This window comes from Melioribacteraceae bacterium (assembly GCA_019638015.1).
Classification (GTDB): Bacteria; Bacteroidota; Ignavibacteria; order Ignavibacteriales; family Melioribacteraceae; genus JAHBUP01.
This window is the reverse complement of record JAHBUP010000001.1, coordinates 1,938,349-1,958,839: the sequence shown is the minus strand read 5'-3', so window position 1 is coordinate 1,958,839 and position 20,491 is coordinate 1,938,349. Positions and strand designations below refer to the sequence as shown.

The 20,491-nt window shown below is 34.6% G+C and carries 20 protein-coding genes; all 20 read right to left on the bottom strand.

Annotated features, from left to right (window positions below; all coding sequences use genetic code 11):
• Positions 1-4: 4 nt before the first annotated feature.
• The 20 genes from dtd to KF816_08190 all read right to left on the bottom strand — a co-directional run bounded on the left by dtd (position 5) and on the right by KF816_08190 (position 20,468).
• Positions 5-457: a D-tyrosyl-tRNA(Tyr) deacylase gene (dtd, locus tag KF816_08285; GenBank protein MBX3008009.1), complete on the bottom strand. Its 453-nt coding sequence runs from the start codon at positions 455-457 to the stop codon at positions 5-7.
• Entirely contained in the window at positions 454-1,302 is an 849-nt protein-coding gene (gene prmC / locus KF816_08280) for a peptide chain release factor N(5)-glutamine methyltransferase (GenBank protein ID MBX3008008.1), read from the bottom strand. The genes dtd and prmC overlap by 4 nt, the downstream gene beginning before the upstream one ends.
• 83 nt (positions 1,303-1,385) lie before the next feature.
• Positions 1,386-2,705, bottom strand: a complete 1,320-nt coding sequence (locus KF816_08275; protein MBX3008007.1) for a cytochrome c — start codon at positions 2,703-2,705, stop codon at positions 1,386-1,388.
• A 10-nt stretch (positions 2,706-2,715) separates the two neighbouring features.
• Positions 2,716-3,597 carry a protoheme IX farnesyltransferase gene (locus KF816_08270; GenBank protein MBX3008006.1) on the bottom strand — a complete coding sequence of 294 codons (882 nt, stop codon included), beginning with the start codon at positions 3,595-3,597 and terminating at the stop codon, positions 2,716-2,718.
• A 7-nt stretch (positions 3,598-3,604) separates the two neighbouring features.
• On the bottom strand, positions 3,605-4,237 hold the full coding sequence (coxB, locus tag KF816_08265) for a cytochrome c oxidase subunit II (protein MBX3008005.1): 633 nt from the start codon (positions 4,235-4,237) through the stop codon (positions 3,605-3,607).
• A gap of 8 nt (positions 4,238-4,245) precedes the next feature.
• Positions 4,246-4,530 (bottom strand): cytochrome C oxidase subunit IV family protein, encoded by a 285-nt coding sequence (locus tag KF816_08260; GenBank protein MBX3008004.1) that lies wholly within the window; start codon positions 4,528-4,530, stop codon positions 4,246-4,248.
• A gap of 8 nt (positions 4,531-4,538) precedes the next feature.
• Positions 4,539-5,165, bottom strand: a complete 627-nt coding sequence (locus KF816_08255) for a cytochrome c oxidase subunit 3 (GenBank protein ID MBX3008003.1) — start codon at positions 5,163-5,165, stop codon at positions 4,539-4,541.
• Positions 5,155-6,795: a cytochrome c oxidase subunit I gene (ctaD, locus tag KF816_08250; GenBank protein MBX3008002.1), complete on the bottom strand. Its 1,641-nt coding sequence runs from the start codon at positions 6,793-6,795 to the stop codon at positions 5,155-5,157. Before ctaD ends, KF816_08255 begins: the two co-directional genes overlap by 11 nt.
• A complete protein-coding gene (locus tag KF816_08245) occupies positions 6,788-7,573 on the bottom strand; it encodes an SCO family protein (GenBank protein MBX3008001.1) in 786 nt (261 codons plus the stop codon). Before KF816_08245 ends, ctaD begins: the two co-directional genes overlap by 8 nt.
• Positions 7,574-7,585: 12 nt before the next feature.
• The gene (locus KF816_08240) at positions 7,586-8,509 is read right to left on the bottom strand and encodes a cytochrome c (GenBank protein ID MBX3008000.1); all 924 of its coding nucleotides are present in this window, start codon (positions 8,507-8,509) and stop codon (positions 7,586-7,588) included.
• 11 nt (positions 8,510-8,520) lie between these two features.
• Entirely contained in the window at positions 8,521-9,624 is a 1,104-nt protein-coding gene (locus KF816_08235; protein MBX3007999.1) for a quinol:cytochrome C oxidoreductase, read from the bottom strand.
• A 74-nt stretch (positions 9,625-9,698) separates the two neighbouring features.
• Positions 9,699-10,838, bottom strand: a complete 1,140-nt coding sequence (locus tag KF816_08230; GenBank protein ID MBX3007998.1) for a DUF3341 domain-containing protein — start codon at positions 10,836-10,838, stop codon at positions 9,699-9,701.
• 2 nt (positions 10,839-10,840) lie between these two features.
• Entirely contained in the window at positions 10,841-12,208 is a 1,368-nt protein-coding gene (gene nrfD, locus KF816_08225) for a polysulfide reductase NrfD (protein ID MBX3007997.1), read from the bottom strand.
• Positions 12,205-15,258: a TAT-variant-translocated molybdopterin oxidoreductase gene (locus KF816_08220; GenBank protein ID MBX3007996.1), complete on the bottom strand. Its 3,054-nt coding sequence runs from the start codon at positions 15,256-15,258 to the stop codon at positions 12,205-12,207. The genes nrfD and KF816_08220 overlap by 4 nt, the downstream gene beginning before the upstream one ends.
• 9 nt (positions 15,259-15,267) lie before the next feature.
• Positions 15,268-15,438, bottom strand: coding sequence for a hypothetical protein (locus KF816_08215; protein MBX3007995.1), 171 nt, complete (start codon positions 15,436-15,438; stop codon positions 15,268-15,270).
• 14 nt (positions 15,439-15,452) lie between these two features.
• On the bottom strand, positions 15,453-16,022 hold the full coding sequence (locus tag KF816_08210; protein MBX3007994.1) for a cytochrome c3 family protein: 570 nt from the start codon (positions 16,020-16,022) through the stop codon (positions 15,453-15,455).
• A 163-nt stretch (positions 16,023-16,185) separates the two neighbouring features.
• Positions 16,186-17,166, bottom strand: coding sequence for a polyprenyl synthetase family protein (locus KF816_08205; GenBank protein MBX3007993.1), 981 nt, complete (start codon positions 17,164-17,166; stop codon positions 16,186-16,188).
• Positions 17,163-17,864: a twin-arginine translocase subunit TatC gene (gene tatC / locus KF816_08200; GenBank protein MBX3007992.1), complete on the bottom strand. Its 702-nt coding sequence runs from the start codon at positions 17,862-17,864 to the stop codon at positions 17,163-17,165. Before tatC ends, KF816_08205 begins: the two co-directional genes overlap by 4 nt.
• Positions 17,865-17,914: 50 nt before the next feature.
• Entirely contained in the window at positions 17,915-19,216 is a 1,302-nt protein-coding gene (locus tag KF816_08195; protein MBX3007991.1) for a serine hydroxymethyltransferase, read from the bottom strand.
• A 13-nt stretch (positions 19,217-19,229) separates the two neighbouring features.
• Positions 19,230-20,468, bottom strand: coding sequence for a hypothetical protein (locus tag KF816_08190; protein MBX3007990.1), 1,239 nt, complete (start codon positions 20,466-20,468; stop codon positions 19,230-19,232).
• Between the last annotated feature and the right edge of the window lie 23 nt (positions 20,469-20,491).

Sequence of the window (20,491 nt, the reverse complement as noted above, 5' to 3'; positions counted from 1 at the left end):
ATCGTTATCCCTTCGATTCAACAATTAAAGTAACCGGGCCGGTATTGATAATTTTGACTTCCATCATGGCTCCAAATATTCCTTTTTTAACTTTTTCGTTACTTAGGTTCTTTTTCATCTGCTCAATAAATTTTTCGTAAAGCTGATTTGCGGATTCTGGTTCAGCCGCCTCCGAAAAACTGGGTCTGTTCCCCTTTCTGGTATCACCAAACAAAGTAAACTGTGAAATCACTAGCGCCTCTCCGTTTATATCTTTTAGCGATATATTCATCTTATCATTTGAATCTTCAAATATGCGGAGATTACAGCATTTGTCGGCAAGATAAATTGCGTCACCATCTGTATCCCCGATTTTTACACCGAGAAGTATTACCATCCCCTTCCCAATCTCTTCATAATGCTCTGGAGCTTCAATTTTCACTGAACCAGCTGAAACTCTTTGAATTACAGCCCTCATTCTCTGACTCCGAAAATTACTCGATCTATGTTTTGATAATCTTTAATTATCTCAATGTGGGAATATTTATTATTAGTTAAGATTTTTTTAACCGCAGCAGACTGCCCAAAACCAATCTCAAAAAATATTTTGCCACCACTTGTGAGATAATCATACATTTTATGTGCGATAGATTCGAAATAAAATAGTCCATCATGAAAATCCGTTAATGCATTTTTTGGTTCATAATACTTCACCTCATTTTGCAATGATTCATATTCTGTCAAAGATATGTATGGAGGATTTGAAACGACAATATCATATTCATGTTGAAATGAATGAGTTAGTATATCCCCGTGAACAAAATCTACTTCACCATTAAGATTATTTAGAGTGCAATTATTTTTAGCAACAATGATTGCTTCTTGCGAAGTGTCGATTGTTGTGATTGATGGTGATATAAGATTTTTGGCCAGCGCGATTGAAATATTGCCGCTCCCGGTGCCAATATCAATAATTTTTAAGTTTGGAACAGAACGGAATTGATCAACAATAGATTCAACGAGAATTTCCGTTTCTGGTCGAGGAATTAAAACATCTTTAGTCACATTTATTCTTTGGCCATAAAATTCTGTATAACCCACAATATATTGAAGAGGTTCGTACTTTCCTCTTCGAGAAATAAATTCACGATATTTCACTAATTCATCTTCAGCTAAAGGTTTATCAAAGCGCAGATAAATATCTAAACGCTTACAATTTAGTACTTCCGCAAGTAACAACTCGGCATTGAGACGTGCAGAGTCAATCCCCTTTTTTTCAAGATATTCGGTTGATTTGGTTAATACTTCTATGAGTGTGAGCATAATAATTTTTCTGTTTGTTTAAAATAAGAAAGGGGATTCATCTTCACAAAGATTAATCCCCTTAAATAAAAGTAGAGGTAATATTATTTCTTGTATGTGGTCAAAAGATATTCCGCCACTGCTTCAGCTTCATTAGGCTTTAACCCTTGACTAGGCATAGCAGGATATTCAGGATTTACTTTAACCGGATTTAAAATGTATTTAACAAGATCATCTTTTTTATCAACATATTTCGGAAGCACATCATTATACGGCGGCCCAACAATTTTTTGATCAAAGTTATGGCAGGCAATACATCTGCCATTATAAATATCTTGTCCACTAATCTGTTCAGTAAACATTCCCATTTCTTTTTTTAGATTAGTAGTAAATTCATTGTAGTTTGCCGAGAGCATCTCAAAATGCTGTTTAGTGGCAGAATCAAATGCGTATTGTTCCTTTAGAACAATAAAAAATAACAGAAATATTACCATGAAAAAAGCATTACTACTATTCCTTATTAAATTGTTCTTCAACATTTTATATGTTGAAATCACCAACAACAGGATTAAAGCAAACACAGTTATACTCGTAGCAAAAAATTCATAACTCAACGTGTTAGCAGGTTTTACGATTATCAGTAAAAGTATTAGAGCTGGAATTATTATTAATGATATTAACAGAACTATGAGCAATTTATTCTTTAATTCCCCGAATTCCCCGTCATCAATTTTCTTATCAACACTAAATATTTTATATAATAATAAGGTGGAGCTTGCAATAAATGATATTAAAAGAAATTGTAAAAATGATATCACTGAATCCAAGGAAAATATAATTCCAAGGAAATTATTCCTCTCCGACCAAGAACCAGAATCCGATGCAAATTGCGAAGCGCTGAAATAAATTAATATTGATAATGTTAATGTAACCATTCCCCATAAACCTGAAGAACTATTAAGCTTTTTTGCACCTTCCAAATAATTATTTTTTTCACCAGATATTTCATTTACAGAGGCACCTAAAATATCGGAAAGATGAAAAGTATGCTTATATGTGTAAACAAAAATTATTGAAACAAATAAAAATCCGCTCGCAATAATTATAAATCCAGCAGTTTGAACACCGCTTAGATGCAAGAGCTGAGCATAACAAAAAGCCGAACTTAACATTGGAATTATTCCCAGCCCAAAGGAGACACTTTTATTAAAAGTTACCAGATCAATAATGTACTTCGCAATTTCATTATACTTTTGAGAGTTATGTTTTTTGGCCAGTCTTTTATAATATAAAGATAAAACAAAACTACCCCACAAAGTTCCTATGTATGAATATAAAATAAGATTTGTTAGCACAAGCAAATATTTCAATAAATGCATGTGGTGAGTAGATTGTGGTAAAACCGAGTTATCTAAAAATTCCATTTGAATACCATTAAAGTTCAGTTAAAAATAACTTTTCGATTGATATAATAAATACAACGGCGAGAACAAAAAGATTAATATTCATAAACGCATTTCGTATGGCAATCCTTTCAAAATACTCGCTCAGAATTGATTTTGATTTCCAAAGAAGCCAAATCCCGGATATAAACAAACCGAGTATAGCTATATCGTTGTTAACTACCCCAAATAAGGGCAGTAATAAACAACTCGCAACTAATCCGCTGATCCAAACATAGGTTATTCTGCTTAGCTGCACATTGTTGAATATCTTTGTCAAAGTTGGGAATCCCGCTTTCTCATAATCTTTATTGTACATTAAAAGTAGTAGCCAGAAATGTGGTATTTGCCAAATAAAAAAGAATAATGCAAATGAAAGTATTTTTGGATCAGTAACTTCTCCCCCGGCTGAGGTCCACCCGATTACTGGAGGGAGAGCACCAATTACAGAGCCGGGAACAACTGCTAATGCACTTTTCATTTTTAAGGGGGTATAAACTAAATTATACCATATTAAAGCGGTTAAACCCAATATCGCGCTAATTAAATTCCCATAAAAATATAAAAGGGACATCCCAATCAATGAGAATAGTATTGCAAAGGAATATGCGTAAGTCTCAGTAATTTCTCCCGATGGTATAGGTCTTCCTTTAGTCCGGTCCATCAATAGGTCATACTTTCTCTCTTGTAGATGATTAAATCCCGATGAACCGCTGGCTAACAAAAAAATTCCTAGTACCGGCAGAATCATCAATATATCAATCGATTCCTTATATAGAATATACCCTACAGAGGAGGATATAGCTACAAAGAAAGTGATTTTGAACTTCCCTAGCTGCGAAATAATATTTATATGTTTGTTAATATTTACCACAAATTTTTTATTTAGTTTTGGTTGAATCGGTGATAGAATCCACAGTTGAATACCATGTTTTGAAACTATCAGCAGATACTACTTTAACCTGTGAATACATCATTGAATGATCTAATCCGCAATATTCAGCGCAGGCGATATCATATGTCCCCTCAACTTCAGCAGTGAAATAGAGATTAGTTGTTTTTCCTTTTATCACATCTTCTTTAATTCTGAATGCCGGAATATATAATGAATGATTTACGTCAACCGATTCCATTTGAAGATCTATACCTTTATTAATTGGTACATATAGAGTATCTGATTTTTTTCCATTCTCATACTCGAAAGAAAACTGCCACATCCTTGCTGTAACTTTCACAGCCATAGCGTCCTTTGGCTTAATTCTAATATCGCGGAAACTCGTATAACCGAAATAAAACATAGATAAGACAAGTATGGTTGGTATTGCAATCCAAATAATTTCTAATAAAACATTACCATGAATATCAACCGGTTTATGCCCTTTTTTTCTATGATACTTAAAAACAAAATATATCATGACCGCAGTAATTCCCAATAACAGAATTACTGAAATGCCCACAATATAAAGCATTACAAAATCAACAGACTCTACATGACTTGTTGGAGCTGGACTCATTTAGATCCTCATCTATAGATAAAATCGAAAAATGTTAATATAAAAATGATTAACAATGTTAAACCGCTTAGAGCAAGAAACACTTTAAAAATGGCATCTTCATACTTTATGTGCATAAAAATATTTATAACCAGCATCGATTTTATAGCGGCTATCAGCATCGCAATTATTAAGGTATAGTTGCCCAAATTAATTCCGGCAATAGTTACAGTAATTGAAGTTAACGCAAGAAGCGCGACCCACACAATAATATATGAAACATAGCCAGGATGACTTTTATGATTACTTTCCATAATAAACCTTATTGAATTAAATAGAATAATGGGAAAAGGAAAATCCAGATCAAATCAACTAAGTGCCAGTAAAGACCCGCATTTTCAAGTTTAACATAACTTTCGCTAGTGATTTTATCATTTTTAATAAAAACCATAACTACGCCAATTATTATCATCCCAATAATCACGTGTAATCCGTGTAAACCAGTCATTATATAATACAATCCATAAAACAATATTTCGCCATTATGTTTATTAAGCATCTCTTCTGAACCGGGGAAAATTCCATGAGAAATTTTTGCAGACCATTCAAAATATTTATTTATCATGAACAGAACAGCGAATACTTGCGTTGCATAAAGAAAAACTAAACTTAAAAATTTATTCCCTTTTTGCAGAGCAGTGATAGAAAGAGCAACAGTTAAACTACTCGATAAAAGAATGATAGTATTCAGAGCGCCTATTCCGGTGTTTAATTCTAATCCGGCAATTCTAAATTGGTCTGCGTATTGAAATCGATACACCGCATATATTAGGAATAATCCGCCAAAGAGAAGTACTTCCGTAAAAAGAAAAAGCCACATTCCCATTCTTGCGCCAACATCATCACGATGCACATGATGAACCGCGGCAGTATCGTGATTATGAGTCATGCTTTAACTCCTTCAATTGACTGAAATCGTACGGTTCGTGAGTAACAGTTGGAATTACATCAAAATTTTCTACTGTTGGAGGGGATTGAATATGCCATTCAAGCGTAACTCCTCCCCAAGGATTTGGTCCCGCTTTTTTCCCTTTAATTAACGCATGAACCAAATAGCCAACAATGAAAAATAATGTAGGGACTAAAATCCATGAACCGAAAGTTGATATTTTTTGCAAAGCTTCAAACTCAGGTAAATAGTCATAATATCTTCTTGGCATTCCCAAATAACCTAAAATAAATTTAGGGAAATAGAGCATGTTAAAACCGATGAAAAAAAGCGCAACAGCTATTTGAGCTAATCTTTCATTATACATTTTTCCAAACATTTTGGGGAACCAGTAATGCAGCGCCGCAAAAAATATAGTTCCTGTTCCCCCGAACATTACATAATGAAAATGAGCCACCACAAAATATGTATCATGTAGATGGATATCTGTCGAGAGAGAGCCCAGTACCAATCCAGTTAATCCTCCAATAGAAAATAGAAATATAAAATTCATCACCCACAAAAAAGGAGTTTTGGGATCAATCGACCCTTTATACATTGTAGCGACCCAATTAAATACTTTAACTCCACTAGGAAGAGCAACTATAAAAGTGAGTAGTGAAAATATCCATCTTGCAGTATCGCTCATTCCGGATGTAAACATATGATGCGCCCAAACCAGATATCCAACAAAAGCGATAGCAAGACTCGACATGGCAATAGCTTTATAGCCAAAAATCGTTCTTCGGGAAAAAGTTGGAATTATCTCCGAAACGACTCCCATTGCAGGTAAAATCATTATATACACTGCAGGATGAGAGTATATCCAAAATAAGTGTTGAAATAAAATGGGATCACCGCCTAGTGCCGGATCAAAAATACCAACTCCGAATGCTCTTTCAAGAATCACAAGTACAATTGTTATTCCAATAACTGGTGTAGCAATTATTTGGATCCAGGCTGTTGCATAAGTTGACCAAACAAAAAGTGGCATTTTAAAGAATGTCATTCCCGGAGCCCGTAAACGATGAACAGTAGTAACAAAATTAATTCCGGTCAATATTGACGAGAACCCAAGAATAAAAGCCGCAAAAATTGCTAACGATACATTTGTGCTTGTTCGAACACTATAAGGAATATAAAATGTCCATCCGGTATCAATCGCTCCGCCGGGGAGTGAAATTGCGAGAAGAGCTAAAACCGCACCCACTATATAAATGTAGTATGAGAGTAAATTTAAACGTGGAAAGGCTACATCTCTTGCACCAATTTGAATTGGCAGAAAAAAATTTCCAAATATTGCTGGAAGACCAGGTATAATGAAGAGAAAAATCATTATTACACCATGAAGTGTAAATAATTGATTATAAGTTTGGGCTTCAAATAATTGCTTACCTGGCGCAATCAATTCGAATCGCATTAGCAAACCAATTACAGCGGCGACAAGGAAGAAAAACAGAATAGTCCAGAAATACATCAAACCTATTCTTTTATGGTCTACCGTTAATAACCATGAACCAACACCATTGTACTTATTAGTACTTTGATCAAAAAAACTTTTTTCGGCAATAGCAGAATTACCATTAGCCATTTATATCAGCTCCTTCATTCATTGAATTTTTCTTTTTCTTAAATAATAACACTCCAAAAAATATACCTACGCCTAAAAGCATTACAGTTCCAATTATTCTTGTAACATTTAGGGTATACTGTCTTCCTTCAGGATCATAACTAAAACAAAATTCTAAAACTTTATTTATAGTTGGTTTAGTTTTTCCGCTGCCGGCATCAAGCAACGCCATTTTTACATCAAAAGGATTGTACTGAGTACCAAAAATATATCGTGATATTTTCCCCTCCGGAGAAATAGCAATAATTGCTCCGGCATGCGTAAACTCTTTATCATCAGGTTTGAAATAGAAACCGGCTGCTTGAGTAATCTTATTTATATTAATGCTATCAGCCGTTAAAAAAAGCCAATCGTTTGGATCAATTTTTCTTTTGATAGTAGGTATGTAGTTGTTTTTCCACCTTGCAGCTATTTCACTTTTTTCGTGGTGATCAAAGCTGAGTGATATTACTTTATAATCAACACCCGGTACCAAATCCATCTTTCCAATAATCCATGCTATTTCGGATTGAAGTGGATTGCATAAACCGGGACATTCATAATAAACAAACGCTAAAATCAATGGCTTATTTATTAATGATCCCAGTTTTACAGTATCATTATCTGATGTGACAACTATTGCATCCTTTGGTAGATAATCCCCTAATTTTTCATCAATGCCAACATTTATCTGTTGAGAAAATGTTACTGCAGTAATGAGTTTCAATAGCAAAAAGGTATTTAAGGTTTTTTTTAACATATCTATTTATAATTATGAAAGAGCTTTTTTTAAGAAATCAAAAGCTATACGTAAATCATCTTTACTCAGATGTAATACTTTAACTGTAAAACCATAACTGATGGGATTTTTTCCAATAGTTTCAACGAATGCATCCGGCGAAGCGAAATCACTATTTAATATGGTAGTGATTACTTTTTGCTCATCACTAATTAATGATTGAACTAAAACCGCAATCTGTTCTTCTGATTGATAAACTTTTTCTCTAAAACTATTAAAAGTCTCTTCTTTTATTTTAAATTCAGAAGTGAGTTTCTCCATTGCAATAGAAACTGGAATAGTGTTTGGAACAAGAGTGCCTGCCGATAATTTATATTCTGCGTCGAGAGAAGTAATTTCAGATTCTTTTATTTCAGGATATTCAGCAAATGTCCTCAAATATAAAATGATTGCAAAACGGTCTGCCGGTGAGAGATATTCGTAAGCGGCCATTCCATTTTTGATTATTCCCTCCTGCAATGTTTTGTAAAGCATATCAAAAGATCTTCCGTTAGTCCATCCCTCTTTATCATGAAAATTTCTTGGCTTTGGGTTTAGCATTGCGCCCGCTGTACCATCACCCAATCCATTTGCACCATGGCATGATTGACAATTAGCGTCATATAATTCTTTACCTTTTGAAATAAATGCTTCATCAGGTTTCATTACAAGAGCTAAATCTACAGCTGGCATTAATCCCCCCTTTTTTAGGGGAACATCAGTTTTCAAAAGTGTTGAATCAATCAAGCCTACGGGTTGATCATTTAGTGAAACGGCAGGTAATTTCTTTACGAAGTAGATCCCTAATACTAACATCAGAATAAAAAAGTAGGGGAAAAACCAGCCGAATAATCTTATTGGATTTTTTATTAATCCTTTAAAGTCTATCTCTTCTTCAATTTTTTGATTTTTGTTCATAGTAATTAATCTTATAATCTGAAATCAAGACCACGTTTAATTTTAGGATCACCAATTGGTACTAAATTATTATTCTTTGCTTTTGTTGTAAATACAAGTATAACTAAACCTACGGCTAATATTGGAAAACCAAGTTCATTCCACCCTAATGTTAAATTTCCTTTATTATAATTAGGCATCGCTAACCAATACAAATCATAATAATGAGCGAATAAAATCCATGCGCTCATAACCACTAATCTCTTTGGATTCATTTTTGAAGGTTGGCTCAGCAATCCTATATAAGGAACTGCAAATTTTACAATTATTAATCCAATTGTAATGTACTGCCATCCCCCTTCCCATCTTGCTAAAAACCAGAATGTTTCTTCGGGTAAATTAGCGTACCAAATAAGTAAATATTGGCTAAACGCGATGTAAGCCCAAAAATTTGTAAAGGCAAACATTAGCGCGCCGAGACTATAATAATGATCGTTGGTTAATCCTTTTATAAGAAGTCCCCTCTCATTTAGATAGACCACAATTATAGTAACAGAAGCTAATCCGGCAAGCATGGTACCAGAAAAATAATAGACTCCAAAAATTGTAGAGAACCAATGAGGTTCTAAACTCATTAAATAATCTATAGCGGTAAATGAAATCGTAATTGCGAAGAATGGCATAAAGACTGCCGAAAGTCTGATATTCTTTGTTGTCAAATTTTGATCTAAAGAAGTGTCCTGCTTTTTAGAATTTTTTGTAACTAAGTATTGAAACAAAATCCATATAAGAATGAACGCGACTGTACGAATTACAAAGAACTCAATATTAAGATAAGGAGCTTTAGCAGCTAATATTTTGTCATCCGGCTCAGGATGAAGCCAGTGAAAAATATGCCCAATATTAAAAAATACCGGTATCAGTAAAAGAGGAAGAATATAAATTGAATATGATAAAAATTCACTAATTCTTCTGAAAGCTGTACTCCAAACCGCACCAGAAAGATATTCAGTATAAACCAGAAATAATGAGCCAACCCCAATACTAGCGATAAAAGTGTAAAGTATTACATTATTGAACGCGGCTCTATCGGCATCTACTAAATATGAAAGAACTACTAAAACTAACCCAACTATGGATAGTATATAACCTAACCGCTGAATAGAGGCGGGCAATTCTTTTTTCACATACTCAACTTTTGAATTTGAACTCATTTTAAGTCAGACTCCTTAGCATTTAGAGCTCTTTGTAGTGCTCTTAAATAATGAATTGTAGCCCATCTTTCTTCATCGTCCAACTGAGAAGTATATGAAGGCATAATATTCTGGCCATCCATTAAAACAGCATAGATTCTTCCATCGCTCCAATTTCTTACCTTTTCAGAATGGAGACTAGGAGGATTAGGAAACTGCCCTCTCAACCGGCTATCCCCTTCACCATTATAACCATGACATGGGCTACAGAATGTATCATATTTTCTTTGTCCGAGTGTAAGTACTTTTTCAGAAAATGGAAGAGGATTAATGAGTTTTTCCCCCGCTAGATCTGGCTGACCGGCAAACTGATATGGTAAATATCCTCTCGCAATAGTTCCCTCTACAGGTTTTCTCATTCCAAATCCATCTGAAAATATTTCGGAAGAATGCTGTGGATTTAGTTTTTCCTGTTCCATCATCCAATTAAATGGAAGCATAAACATTAGTTTATTAAGTGTGAAGTATGTTATGCCTGATGTGAATAGAGCGGCAATTAATAGAAAGCCGATAAACTTTGGTTCAAAGATATTATGTTTATGATTTATCTCTTCATTATCATAATATATTGCTGTGATATGTTTAGCATGTAATTCGGTTAATAAATTTTTGATAGACGATTCATCAAATTTTGGATCATCAGCCGCAATACTAATACCGTATTTATCCGAGGAAACCATCTTCATATAATCGGTTCCTTGAAGCGGATGACTGTTATTCGGCAATTTAAAAAAGATGAATAACATTCCCAGTACCGTAGCTATTGAAGCAGATAATACAGTTACCTCGAACATTACCGGTACATAAGCCGGGAACGAGAATAAGGGCTTTCCTCCTACTATGATTGGGTAATCTACAGCTGACATCCAATACATTGTAAGTAAAGCGGCTAAGGCTCCCGATAATCCTACAGCTAAAGACAAATACCCCAACTTTGAGGGTGGAAGGTTCATTGCCTTATTCATTCCATGCAATGGATAAGGAGTGTTCACGTCGTACTTCGTGAATCCTTCTTTACTTATCTTTTCAGCCGCATGAATAATCTCATCCGGAGTATCAAATATGCCAGTGTAACTATATAATATCTTTTCACTCATTCTTAATGATCCTTATGCGTAGGTTGAGCGCCATCAACAACTGCCTTAACCTCAGCAATAGAAACTACCGGTAAGGCTTTTGTAAACAGTAAAATAAATGTGAAGAAAAATCCAAAACTTCCAATTAATATCATTCCATCGACTAGTGTTGGTGTGTAGTATGCCCAACTTGAAGGGAGATAATCACGTGACAAGGAAGTAACAATAATTACAAATCTTTCGAACCACATGCCTACATTTGTAAGAACTGCAATTACAAACATAATTGGGATATTTCTGCGTATCCGTTTTGACCAGAAGAGCTGTGGAAATACTACGTTACATGTAACCATTATCCAATAAGCCCATGCGTAAGGACCCAGCGCTCTGTTGAGAAATGCAAATTGTTCTGCTTGCACGCCACTATACCATGCTATAAAAAATTCCATTGCATAGGCGTATCCAACTAAAGAACCGGTCAATAATATTATTTTGTTCATCTTCTCTAAAGTATCTAGAGTTATAATATGTTCGTAATTGAAAATTTTTCGAACAAATATTAGTACATTTTGAACCATTGCAAATCCGGAGAAAACCGCTCCGGCTACAAAATATGGAGGAAATATTGTAGTGTGCCATCCGGGGATAATTGATACAGCGAAATCAAAACTTACTATTGTGTGTACCGAAAGAACTAACGGAGTCGCAAATCCGGCTAATATTAAATATACCATTTCGTAATGCTGCCAATGACGGTTGGAAAATCGCCAACCTAGAGAAAATACCGAATAAATTACTTTTTTGATTTTCCCATCGGTCTTTTCGCGAAGGGTGGCAAAATCGGGTATCAACCCTACATACCAAAATATTAATGAAACAGTTAAATATGTTGATACCGCAAAAACATCCCACAATAATGGTGATGTAAAATTAACCCATACCGAATGTTGATTAGGATAAGGGAATAAATAACCGGCTAACCAAGGACGCCCGACATGTATCAATGGAAATAAGCCTGCAGTCATCACGGCAAAGATTGTCATTCCTTCGGCAAATCGTGCAATACCTGTACGCCATTTTTGTCTAAATAAAAATAGAATAGCTGAAATAAGAGTTCCGGCGTGTCCAATTCCTACCCAGAAAACAAAATTAACGATGTCGAATGCCCACCCAACAGGATTATTATTTCCCCAAACACCAATACCATAATAGAAAGTTAAACCCAATCCAATTAGGAAAAGTCCAGTTAGTGAAAGTGTAATCAGTAATGCTATAAAAAACTTTTTATCAGGCTTATTCTCTAAAGGTCTTGCGATAAGCTCATCAAGTTCCCTTAACTGAACTTTGCGTTCTATTACCGATTTTTCGATAGAATAATCAATATTACTCAATTTACATCCTCCGAATGAATATTTCGAAGTTTTGCTATATAAGTTACATTCGGCTTAACGTTTAATTCTTCCAAAACGTGATAAGCTAGTTTATGATCTCTTAGTTTTGCTACAGCTGAGTTTTTATCGTTGGCGTCACCAAAAACAATTGCGTTTGTTGGGCATGCCGATTGACAAGCTGTAACTACATCTTCCCCTTTTAATGCTCTTCCCTCTTTAATTGCTATTGACCTTGCATCCATAATTCTTTGAACACAGAATGTACATTTTTCCATTACACCACGAGACCGAACGGTAACTTCCGGGTTATGAACAAGCGAGGTCAATTTATTTTCATAATATGCATCCGCAAAATTATCCCGGAAATTATAGAAATTATATCTTCTAACTTTATAAGGACAGTTATTAGAACAATATCTTGTTCCGACACAGCGGTTATATACCATTTGGTTTAATCCATCGGGGCTATGATTAGTAGCATTAACTGGACAAACATTTTCGCAAGGTGCATTATCACAATGCTGACATAACATTGGTTGATTACTAACTATCGGCTCATCAGGTGTTCCGGAATAATATCTATCAAGTCTCATCCACTGCATTTCTCTACCACGAGAAACTTGATCTTTACCTACTATGGGAATATTATTTTCAACATTACATGAAGCAATGCATGCACTGCAGTTAGTGCATTTATTTAAGTCGATCGCCATTGCCCATTTATTACCGGTATATGCATGATCCTCAGTTATACTGAAAATTTTATGTTTCTTGTGATGAAGAAATTCCGGATCGTTCTTGTATTCCTCCACTGTACCATCTTGAATAATTTTTCTTATTCTATGAAAATCCTTTACAAAAGTATCATCGAGAGAATGATGTTCTTGGGTTGAAGCAAGTTTATAAACCGAGCCAGTTTTCTTAACAGAAACATTTTCATAAATATATTTTTGATCTTTTGTTAAAAGATTGTTTGTGTTAAATCCAACTCCCTTGCCAACTTCACCAACCACGGTTCTGCCATATCCAAGTTCAACATGAATCACATCTTTAGCAACTCCCGGTTGAACAACTACTGGCAAGGATAAATTTTTACCATTCACCGAGATTTCAATTACATCGCTAAGATCAACTTCTAATTTATTAGCTAATTGTGGTGAGATAGAAGCATAATTATCCCATGCTACTTTTGAGATAGGATGAGGGATTTCTTGTAGCCATCCATTATTAGCGAATCTTCCATCTTTAATGTAATAACCAGAAGTAAGGTGAAGTGAGTAATTGTCATTTGATTTTGCAGCTTCTGAAAGAGTTATTTTTGAATTGAAATTCTTAGGAGAATCGTCTGGAATTGTTGATAGTACACCTTCATGTAAAACTGAATACCAAAATGTTTTTTCATCTGTGGCACTATTTGCTTTAGGAAATATTTCCTTCACAAATCGATCATAAATATATTTACGATATAAATCGGGGTTGTATTTCGAGCTGTTTCCTGCAATCCAATTTAGTAATATAGATTCCTTTTCCCTGGTATTAAACAAGGGCTCAATAACCGGCTGTTGTGTAGAATAAATTCCGTTTCTTGAATTAAAATCTCCCCAACTCTCAAAAGGATTATTAATTGGCAATTTATATTTGCATAAAGCAGAAGTTTCGTTATCTGCTTCTGTCAGCGAAATGGTACAATCCACTTTTTTCAGCGCTGATGAATATTCAAAGTCAGGAGATAAACTATATACCGGGTTTGTATCAAAATGAAGTACAGCGCCAACTTTCCCATTTTTCATGGAAGAGACTAATGAACTAATTTCTTCTGTCGCAGAATATTTATACGCTATTTTAAAGGTGCTTGAATAATCATACAACCTATTTGCGCCAACAATTTCATTCAATAAGTTTACAGCTATGTGAACATCTTTGTTGAGAGTATCTCCGGCATAAAATAAAGTTTTACCGAAATTCTTTTTAATATCAATCAATAGATGATTCACTTTTTCCTTCGAACTAGCATCCAAATCAATCGAAGAGTATTTTGCTAAAATTGAAGAAGCGGAAGAGTCAATTAAAACTGTCGGGAAAGTTTTCACAAGTTCATTCATTAAATAATAAACAAATGATAGTTGGTCAGCCGGTGAAACTTGAATTCTATAATCAGCTAATGAGCCGGTTAAACTCATTCTTCCTTCTGCAACATATAACCGATTAAAATCAGTCTTGGAAACAACTTCTCTTTTCTTAGAAAATAATCTGAGGTTTTCAATAAAATTTCCCTCGCTTCCTAAGAAATCGGAATCGAGAGATACAACTATCTCTGCTTCATCCAACTTTACCGCGGGATAATTGTAACTATTGTGAGTAACCAGCCAGGCTTCTCTTCTATTTTTATCATTTATTAATGAATACGTATATAATTTTGCTGAGGAATACTTTTGAATAAAATCGTCAATTACATTTTTTGTAGATGGGGACACAATAGCTTCAGAAATAATGGCAATCTCTTTTCCCAACTTAACCGCATTATTCAATTCGTCAACAATACTCGAATCAATCCTTTCCCAAGTAACTTTGCGTGAATTAATCATTGGATCAGTTAATCTATCTGGATCGTATAGATTTAGAATACTAGCTTGCGCAGTTGTACAAATTTTTCCTTGACTAATAGGATGTTCAGGATTACCGTCAATTTTAATTGGCCTTCCTTCACGAGTTTTTATCAATATACCGCATGACTGAGAGCAACCATTACATGTGGATGCATAATAATTTGCCTCCCCAGGCACAATTTCTTCGGGACGCTTATTAAAAGGGACTATCTCCCCTTTATCACGATAGTCGGAACAAGCGGTTGCTGTAAATGCGGCCGAAGCTGTTAATAGCGCCAAAAATTTTCTTCGCGATACTCCGGATAATTCAGATGGATCGAAATCATCAGTTACACCATCTTTGAACTCATTAACTTTATTTTTGAAGATTTCCGGATCGTCGTAGTATTCTCTTAAACTTTTCCAGAATGTTTTATTATTTGTAGTATCGGAAGATTGTTTCATCGTAAAACCTTATTTATTCCTTTTTATTGCAGAGTGATGAGTCTCCACTCTAATATTTTGTTTAGTATCTTTATTGATAGAGCTAAAAATGTTAGCCGGTAAATGTGCGGCAATAAAACCAAAAAGAGTTGTTTTACCTATCATACTAAAAAAATTTCTTCTACTATTTTCTGATTTCATCATTGACTCCCAAATTACCGATGACACGCCGCACAATTATCGGGCCCGATATTTACTTTTTCGAGATAAGATAATTGTTCGTGTGGATTTCTATGACAATCTAAGCATGCAGTCATTGTAAATGGTTTCACCTGTCCAACCACTTCCATTTGAGCAACATCACCATGACAGCTTGCACAATCGATACCTTTATTCACATGTACACTATGATTGAAGTAAGCATAGTCGGGTACTTTATGAATTCGTTTCCAAGGCAGAGGTTTATTTTCTTCATAATACTGAGTTAACTTAATTATCTCCGGTTTGTCTTTTCTTGCAACTGTGTGGCAATTCATACAAATATTAACCGAAGGTACTGAAGCATGTCTTCCTTTTTCAACATCTATATGGCAGTATTGGCAATCTATTGCCATCTGTCCCGCGTGAAGTTTATGCGAAAATTTAATCGGCTGTTCCGGAGAATAACCAACTCCATCCCGCTCTGGTCGTGAGACATAAAATGTTAAAATGAAAGCTAAAGCAATTACAAATAAAGTTAGTGGCAGGCGTATTTTAAGAGCATAATCCAAAACCGTTTTCTTCATTTAGAACCTGCAAAAGAATAATGATGATATTAATTAATTTGGAATTTTTTGCCTCTCAGCGTGTGCTGGAAATAAAATAGGATATCAGATACATTTTCATAATTTTCAATGGTCAAAAATAAGAAATGCAATTGAAATACCAAAAGAAGTTATTTAATTAAAATTATTTTTTTCTCTCTATTATGTAATCGGAGAGTAGTAATAGAGATCTTTTTGCCTCGGAATCTGGAAGTATAGACAAATTATTTTTGGCTCTTTTGATTATTTCGATTGCCTTTTTCTCAGCGTAATCAACTCCATGGTTATTTAAGATAAAATCGACTATCATCGAAACATTAATTTTCTTCTCTGAGCGTTTTAGTTCACTTATAATTTTTTTTGAATCCGCCTTCGGTGCAGTCCTAAGTGCATAAATTAGAGGAAGTGTGAGTTTTTTTTCTTTTATATCGCTACCCAGAGGTTTTCCGATTAGTGACTTTGACCCAACTATATCAAGTAAATCGTCACGTATCTGAAATGCCAGTCCAATATTCTCACCATACTCATGAAGAGCTTTTATTATCTCATCATTTTTGGTAGCAGCCATTGCACCTATTGAACAGCAGGTGGAAAGCAGTGATGCGGTTTTATCTGAAATGATCCTAAAATATGTTTCCTCATCATTATCAAGTTTTCGAGTTTTACTGATTTGGAGAAGTTCTCCCTCCGACATTCTCTTAACTGTATTTGTAATTACCTGAAGAAAATCATAGTCTTTGGAGTCAACAGCAAGCATCAAACCTTTAGCCAGAAGATAATCCCCCATTAATACGGCAATTTTATTTTTCCATATCGCATTGATTGAAGGGAATCCTCTTCTCGATTCAGCACCGTCAACTACATCATCATGTACTAAAGTAGCAGTGTGTAATAACTCAACTAAAATTGCACCGCGGTAAGTTCTTTCAGTAACACTCCCACAAGCCTGACTCGAAAGGAGAACAAGCAAGGGACGAATTTTTTTTCCTTTTTGCTTGAGGATGAATCTTGTAACTATATCTAGAAGGCCAACTTTGGATTTTAGTGAATTTCTGAAGAGAACTACAAATTCATCTAGTTCTTTTTCTATTGGAACCGAAATTTCTGAGAGGGATATATTTGTCAAGTCTTCTTTTGAAATATTTTTGAAACGAATATACTTACTTCATATAATAAAACCAACGGTATTGCTAAAATGACTTGAGATACTGGATCGGTTCCTGGGGTTAAAATTGCTGAAAGAATCATTATTGCAACAATTGAATGACGTCTGTACTTCCTCATAATTTTAGGAGTTAAAATACCAATCTTTGACAGAAAAAAAGAGAGCATTGGTAACTCGAATATCAGTCCTGCCCCTAATATTACACTAAGGATAATTGAGAAGTATTCATCAATTGAAAAATTATTTTCTATCGAGGCCGAGCCAAAACTTGCTGCGAATTTTAGAGTCATGGGCAGCATCAAAAAATATGCGAAAATAACTCCACTAATAAAACAGATTGAGGTAAATAGAACAATCCATTTTATATATTTTTTTTCATTGCTTTTAAGCGCGGGTGAAATAAATTTCCAAAACTGTAAAGCAACGTTTGGGAAACTGAGAATTAATCCAATAATTATTGCAACTTGGAAATAGATAAAAAGTTGTCCGAATGGTCTTAAATTTTGAAGTTTTAGATTAGCTTGTCGAGCGGGTAATAGTAAAATTTGATCAATAAAAAAATCAATAAATATCCAGGCTAAAATGGTACCAATAACAATTCCAATTAGCGAGTAAATTATTCTCCACCTTAATTCCTCAAGATGTTCGAGAAATGTCATCTCGATTTCACCGGAGGAATCAGTAGATTTATTCGCTTCCTCTTTCACCTTTAATTTAATTTTAATTCGGGGTAAAGTGGAAATTGTGAGCACAAATCGGCTACTTCAATTTTAATAGATTTTAGTTCCGATTCATTATCAACATTTTTAATTGCCCTATCAATAAATGAGGCTATTTTTTGCATTTCATTTTCTTTCATACCCCGGGTAGTAACTGCCGGAGTTCCAACTCTTATACCGCTTGTAACGAACGGGCTTTTGCTGTCAAAAGGTATCATATTTTTATTTACGGTTATACCTGCTGTGCCAATTGCGTTTTCAACTTTTTTACCACTCAACTCTTTATTTGTTAGATCAATCAGCATTAGATGATTATCAGTTCCTCCGGAAACAATCTCATAACCAAGATTAGTTAATTCGTTTGCTAGTTTTTTTGAGTTTATAATAATCTGTTTTGTGTACGCAGCAAATGAATCTGTGAGAGCTTCACCGAATGCAACGGCTTTTGCCATTATGATATGCATAAGAGGACCGCCTTGAATACCCGGCATAACCATGCTATCAAGAACCTCAGACATTAGTTTCAGTCTATCCCCTTTTAATGTTTTGATACCCAATGGATTCTCTTTATCCTTACCAACTAAAATAATACCACCTCTTGGACCTCTCAGAGTTTTATGCGTAGTAGAGGTTACAACATCACAAAAAGGTAATGGATTATCTAATAAACCTTTTGCTATTAGGCCTGCTGGGTGAGCCATATCCATCATTAACAGAGCTCCAACTTTATCAGCAATTTCTCTAAATTTTCCGTAATCCCATTCTCTCGAATATGCACTTCCTCCCATAACTATAAGTTTGGGCTTTTCTTTTTTTGCTAAATCTTCTATTAAATTATAGTCTAATAATTTTGTTTCTTTATTCAATGTATAGCCGACTGATCGGTAAATCTGCCCGGAGAAATTTACAAGTGAGCCGTGAGTTAAGTGACCACCATGATCCAGACTCAAACCAAGAATTGTGTCTCCAGGTTTTAGAAGTGCCATATAGACGGCCATATTAGCTTGAGAACCACTATGAGGTTGTACATTCACATATTCGGCGCCATAAAGAAGTTTAAGCCTATCTTTAGCGATCTCCTCGGCCATATCAACAAACTCACAGCCACCATAATACCTTTTACCTGGATAACCCTCGGCATATTTATTTGTTAATATAGAACCGGCAGCTTCCAAAACAGCAAGACTTACAAAGTTTTCGGATGCAATAAGTTCAAGATGAGATTCCTGGCGTCCTAGTTCTAGTTGAGCAACTTTGAATATTTCTGAATCATTCAATAAATGATTATACATTTTTTTCTCTTATTTAAGGCACAATAACAGATTTACCGATCCATCCATAGCAAGGACCTTCAATTTTAACTGTATCACCGCTTTTTAATTTTCTAAAGAAATAGTCTTCTTTCGTAGGAACAGAATTGGATAACGCTTTCACTCTTTCTGCGGCTGTAGATGCAAATTGACCTCCCATACTAGCTGCCTTTCTATATGAATTAACGGCAAGCAGATAAACACATTTAGTCATAAAATCGAAATCACAATTACGGGCTGATTGCTCATATAGTTGTCCCTCAATCATGTAAGGATAATCCCAATCGGGAGATGCATTCATAGCTTTTAACAGATAAGAACGAGAAACGGAAAGTTGCTCAATATTCTTATAGATAATAGCAATATTTAAATAACTATCTCTGCTCTCAGGTTGTAGCGAAATTAATTTTTGATAAGCTTTGATAGCTTTATCATTCATATTAAGTTTATCATACGCTGATGCAAGCTGCTTCCAGTAATTAATTACTTCGGGTGATTTTGCCGTTAAGAATTCGAGTGGTTCAACAGCCTTTTCATAATTTTGAGCTCTGATACACATTGAAGCATATTTCCATGCTTTCTCTAAATTATCTTTATCTAAATCCCAACTCTTTTTAGTGTACTCAATTAGTTGATCAAGATTATCGGCAAGCGCTTCAATTTTTTGAATCCAAATACTATTATTAGGTTCTGCCTCTGAAAGTTTAGAATATAAATCCAATGCCTTCATCTTATAGTCATTTTCATCAGATGCGTTTGTTGCTAAAACAAGACCTAATCTATCTTTGTAAAAATTATCAATCTGAGGATCAAGTTCTATCGCCTTTTCATATGTCGAAATAATTTCGGGCACAGGTGCTTTAAGCCATACCTCCTTGATGTATCCATTTTTTGCAGTGTATATTCCTCCTTTAGCAGGCTCATATTGAATTGCTTTAGAATAGAAGAAATCCATGGTATCTGCAATTGCTTTTTTCTGATCATCTGATATTTTGCTGCTATCATACATGTACCATAATGCTTCTTCCATCTTAGAGAATATTTTATACTTGAGGAAAGGGGTAGGATCTGACTTAATAACTTCCCATCCGTATGGAATGGCGGTTGCAAAATCTTTGTTCTTCTGATACTCATTAAACAAACTGAAATTAACCATCTGTTCTCCTTGAGCAATTGATTTAGAAGAAGAGATTAGAATTACTGCAACCAATAAATTTTTGAATAAATTTTTCAATTTATTTTCCTCTTAATTATTTA

What these genes read in the sequence shown, in the direction of transcription:
- dtd (MBX3008009.1), bottom strand. Translation starts at nt 457, where the DNA reads ATGAGGGCTGTAATTCAAAGAGTTTCAGCTGGTTCAGTGAAAATTGAA.
- prmC (MBX3008008.1), bottom strand. Translation starts at nt 1,302, where the DNA reads ATGCTCACACTCATAGAAGTATTAACCAAATCAACCGAATATCTTGAA.
- KF816_08275 (MBX3008007.1), bottom strand. Translation starts at nt 2,705, where the DNA reads ATGGAATTTTTAGATAACTCGGTTTTACCACAATCTACTCACCACATG.
- coxB (MBX3008005.1), bottom strand. Translation starts at nt 4,237, where the DNA reads ATGAGTCCAGCTCCAACAAGTCATGTAGAGTCTGTTGATTTTGTAATG.
- KF816_08260 (MBX3008004.1), bottom strand. Translation starts at nt 4,530, where the DNA reads ATGGAAAGTAATCATAAAAGTCATCCTGGCTATGTTTCATATATTATT.
- KF816_08255 (MBX3008003.1), bottom strand. Translation starts at nt 5,165, where the DNA reads ATGACTCATAATCACGATACTGCCGCGGTTCATCATGTGCATCGTGAT.
- ctaD (MBX3008002.1), bottom strand. Translation starts at nt 6,795, where the DNA reads ATGGCTAATGGTAATTCTGCTATTGCCGAAAAAAGTTTTTTTGATCAA.
- KF816_08245 (MBX3008001.1), bottom strand. Translation starts at nt 7,573, where the DNA reads ATGTTAAAAAAAACCTTAAATACCTTTTTGCTATTGAAACTCATTACT.
- KF816_08240 (MBX3008000.1), bottom strand. Translation starts at nt 8,509, where the DNA reads ATGAACAAAAATCAAAAAATTGAAGAAGAGATAGACTTTAAAGGATTA.
- KF816_08230 (MBX3007998.1), bottom strand. Translation starts at nt 10,838, where the DNA reads ATGAGTGAAAAGATATTATATAGTTACACTGGCATATTTGATACTCCG.
- KF816_08220 (MBX3007996.1), bottom strand. Translation starts at nt 15,258, where the DNA reads ATGAAACAATCTTCCGATACTACAAATAATAAAACATTCTGGAAAAGT.
- KF816_08215 (MBX3007995.1), bottom strand. Translation starts at nt 15,438, where the DNA reads ATGAAATCAGAAAATAGTAGAAGAAATTTTTTTAGTATGATAGGTAAA.
- KF816_08210 (MBX3007994.1), bottom strand. Translation starts at nt 16,022, where the DNA reads ATGAAGAAAACGGTTTTGGATTATGCTCTTAAAATACGCCTGCCACTA.
- tatC (MBX3007992.1), bottom strand. Translation starts at nt 17,864, where the DNA reads ATGACATTTCTCGAACATCTTGAGGAATTAAGGTGGAGAATAATTTAC.
- KF816_08195 (MBX3007991.1), bottom strand. Translation starts at nt 19,216, where the DNA reads ATGTATAATCATTTATTGAATGATTCAGAAATATTCAAAGTTGCTCAA.